This window comes from Terrabacter sp. P5_B1, assembly GCF_056400505.1.
On sequence record NZ_JBFULD010000392.1, the window covers coordinates 1 to 3473 of the forward strand.

At 71.7% G+C, this 3473-nt stretch carries 3 protein-coding genes; 2 read left to right on the forward strand and 1 reads right to left on the reverse strand.

Going from position 1 to position 3473, the window contains the following annotated elements:
* A partial coding sequence (locus AC1DP0_RS19740; protein WP_478087857.1) for an RNB domain-containing ribonuclease occupies positions 1–1368 on the reverse strand: 1368 nt, incomplete at its 3' end.
* A 93-nt stretch (positions 1369–1461) separates the two neighbouring features.
* On the opposite strand from AC1DP0_RS19740, the gene AC1DP0_RS19745 reads away from it, so the two are divergent.
* Together AC1DP0_RS19745 and AC1DP0_RS19750 are read left to right on the forward strand one after the other, a co-directional pair.
* Positions 1462–2211 carry a YaaA family protein gene (locus tag AC1DP0_RS19745; RefSeq protein ID WP_478087861.1) on the forward strand — a complete coding sequence of 250 codons (750 nt, stop codon included), beginning with the start codon at positions 1462–1464 and terminating at the stop codon, positions 2209–2211.
* Position 2212: 1 nt separating this feature from the next.
* Positions 2213–3301, forward strand: a complete 1089-nt coding sequence (locus tag AC1DP0_RS19750; protein ID WP_478087865.1) for an ArsB/NhaD family transporter — start codon at positions 2213–2215, stop codon at positions 3299–3301.
* Positions 3302–3473: the final 172 nt, after the last annotated feature.

A 3473-nucleotide genomic window follows, 5' to 3' on the forward strand; every position in this document is an offset into this window, starting at 1 on the left:
GCCCGCCGTCGCCCTGCCGGACGCCTTCGCCACCACGGCCAGCTCGATGAGCTGGACGACGACACCCTTCTCGTTCTCGTCGACGACCAACGCTTCGAGCTCGTCGCCGAGGTGGAGATGCAGCTCGGCGGCCTCGACGGCGTCGGTGCACGCCCGCTCGACGCCGTTGGTGCGGCGGTCGGACGTCGACATGATCTCGGGCAGCGTCGGCAGCGCCTCCCGCACCCACTCGGGCACCTGCCGTCCCGCGGAGAGCGCCTCGCACACGACGAGCCCGAAGCGGTCGACGAGCCGGCGCAGCGGTGCGGTCACGTGCGCATACGGGTTGGCGACCGCGGCGTGCAGCGGATGCTGCGGCACCGTCCCGTCGAACGGGGTGTAGCCGGCCCCCCGGAAGAGCGAGGTCGCCTCGTGGATGAGGGCCAGGTGGCGGGGCTCGGCGCGGTCCAGCGTCCGGAGGAACTCGCCGTAGGCCAGGCCCTCGGGCCACGTCACACCGGCCGCAGCCGCCTGGCGACGGAAGCGCGACAGGTCACGGGGGTCCGGTGGCGGCATCGTGCGCAGGATGCCGACCTTGCCCTTGAGCATGAGGTCCGCCGCGCCCATCCCGGTCAGCAGGGAGATCTGGGCGTTCCAGTCCTCGGCGGAGAGCAGGGGGCGGAACGAGATCCGGAAGTCGCCGTTCTCGTCCTCCTCGACCTCCTGCTCAGGCATCGGCAGCGTCGCGCCGCCGCGCCGGCGCTCGAGCAGGACGCGCTTCTCGCCCACCTCCTTGAGCAGCATCAGGCACTCCTCGGCGGTGCCGGCGTCGACCTCCTTCTGCACCTGCTCGTAGTCGTAGCGCCGAACGCTGCGCACCATGGCCCGGTGCACCTCGACCGCAGTGCCCTCGCCGTCGGCGGCGAGCGTGATGTCCCAGACGAAGGCCGGACGCACCTGGTCGGGCAGCAGGCTGGCGGCGCCCTCGCTCAGCTCGGACGGGTGCAGCTGGATCCGCTTGTCGGGGCAGTAGATCGTCTGGCCACGGCGGCGGGCCTCGGCGTCGACGGCACCTCCCGCGCGGACGAAGGCCGGCACGTCGGCGATGGCGTAGCGCACCCGGTACCCCTCACCGAGGCGCTCGATCGACATGGCCTGGTCGAGGTCCATCGAGGTCGGCGGGTCGATGGTGATGAACGGGATGTCCGTCTCGTCCCGCTCCGGCAGGCTGGCAGCCGCGGCGGCCGAGCTCGCCTCGGCGACGACGGCGGGCGGGAACCGGTCCGGCACCTCGAACTCGCGGCGCACCGCCTCGAAGCGGGCGGTCAGCTGCTGTGCCACGCCGCCGGGCTCCGTCGCCGGGCGGAAGACGATGTGTCGCTGGGCCATGGCGCCACCCTACGCATCGCGTGGCCGAAGAGGTGGGCCAGCGACACGCGGACGGATGAGACATCACTGGGCGGTTTGCCTAGGCTGACCCCCGTGCTGATCCTGCTCCCGCCGTCCGAGGGGAAGACGACCCCCCGGCGAGGACGGTCGCTCGACCTCGGCACCCTCTCCTTCCCCGAGCTGACACACCTGCGGGAGTCGGTCGTGCAGACCGTTGCCCGGGTGAGCGGCGAGCCGGATGCCGCGGCTGTCCTCGACGTCAGCCCCAACCTCGTCGCCGACATCGAGGGCAACACGCGCCTGCAGACCGCACCGACGGCCACGGCGTCCCACGTCTACAGCGGGGTGCTCTACCAGGCCCTCGACGTCGACTCGCTCGACGCGGCCTCGAAGCGGCGCGCCAATCGCTGGATCGTCGTCGTGTCGGCACTCTTCGGTGCGCTGCGTCTCGGTGACCGCGTGCCGGCCTACCGCGTCAACATCTGCAGCACCCTCCCGGGCGTGGGCTACCTCTCGCACGAGTGGCGCAAGGAGCTGCCCGCGGCGCTGGACGCGGTCGTCAAGCCGCGAGAGCTCGTCGTCGACTGCCGGTCGAGCACGTATGCAGCGGTGTGGCGTCCCCAGGGCGAGCGCGCTGAGCGCTGGGTGCACGTCACGGTCCCCGGTGCGTCGCACATGGCCAAGCACACGCGGGGCCTCGTGACACGAGAGCTCGTCCGGGCCGAGGCGCCGCGGACACCCAAGTCGCTCGCCGAGAGGTTGTCGGAGCGCTTCGAGGTCGAGCTGACCGCCCCGCCACGGGCAGGACGACCGTGGCAGCTGGCCGCGACGCCGAGGCCGTGACGTGAACCTCGACCTCGCCAACCTCGTCGAGCGCGTCGCGCCGATCCTCGTCTTCCTCGTCGCCATCACCCTGGTGGCCGAGATCTGCGACCTGTCGGGTCTCTTCGACGTCCTGGCCCACCGCGCTGCCCGCACCGCGAGGGGCAGGGTCGTCGTGCTGTGGCTGCTCGTCGTCGCCCTGGCAGTCGTGTGCACCGTGCTCCTCAGCCTCGACACGACCGCCGTCCTGCTGACTCCGGTGGCCATCGCGGTCGCCCGTCAGGTCGGGGCTCCACCGCTGCCGTTCGCGATGACGACGCTGTGGTTGGCCAACACGGCGTCCCTGCTGCTCCCGGTCTCGAACCTGACGAATCTCCTGGCGCTGCACCCGTTCGCGGCGCTCGACGTCGGCACGCTGGGCTACATCAAGCTGATGGCAGCGCCCGCCGTCATCGCCATCCTCGTCACCGTCGCGGTCCTCTGGCAGCTGCATCGCCGCGACCTTCGCGGCACCTACGACACTCCCCCGGCGGCGGAGCCGCACGACCTCGTGCTCGTGCAGATCGCGGCCGGGGTGTGCGCCCTGCTCGCTCCTTGCTTCGTCCTCGGGGTGCAGCCCGCGCTGGCGTCCCTGCCGGCCGCCGGCATCCTCGTCGCGGCGACCTACTGGCGCGCCCCCGAGCTGCTGCGCCGGATCCGGATGCCTTGGCTCACCGTCATCGGCATCTGTGTCCTCTTCCTCGTCATCGACGCCGCACTGCGTGCCGGTCTCGCGAACTGGCTCCAGACCGTCGTCGGGCACGGCACCGGGGTGGCCGCGCTCTTGCGCGTCAGCGGCCTCGGCGTGCTCACCTCCAACGGCATCAACAACCTTCCGGCCTACCTCGCGCTCGAGCCGACCGTGGTCGACTCCGCCAACCGGCTCGCGGCTCTGCTCATCGGCGTCAACGCGGGACCCCTCATCACGATGTGGGGCTCGGTGGCGACCTTGCTGTGGGCCTCGCGATGCCGCTCGGCGGGCCTGACCGTCGACGCGGGCCGCATCGCGCGGACGGGCGCCCTCTGCGCGGTGACGGTCGTGGCTGCCGCGACCCTGATGCTCGCCCTCTGACGTCCGACGTCTCAGTCGGGAACTGAGCACTCGACCGTCGAGTGCCCACTTGCCCACGCAGCCCGCCACTTGAGTGCCCATTTGGCGGCGCCTCACCCGTCGGGAACTGAGCACTCGACCATCGAGTGCCACCTGCCCACGCGTCCCCACCACTCGAGTGCCCATTTGGCGG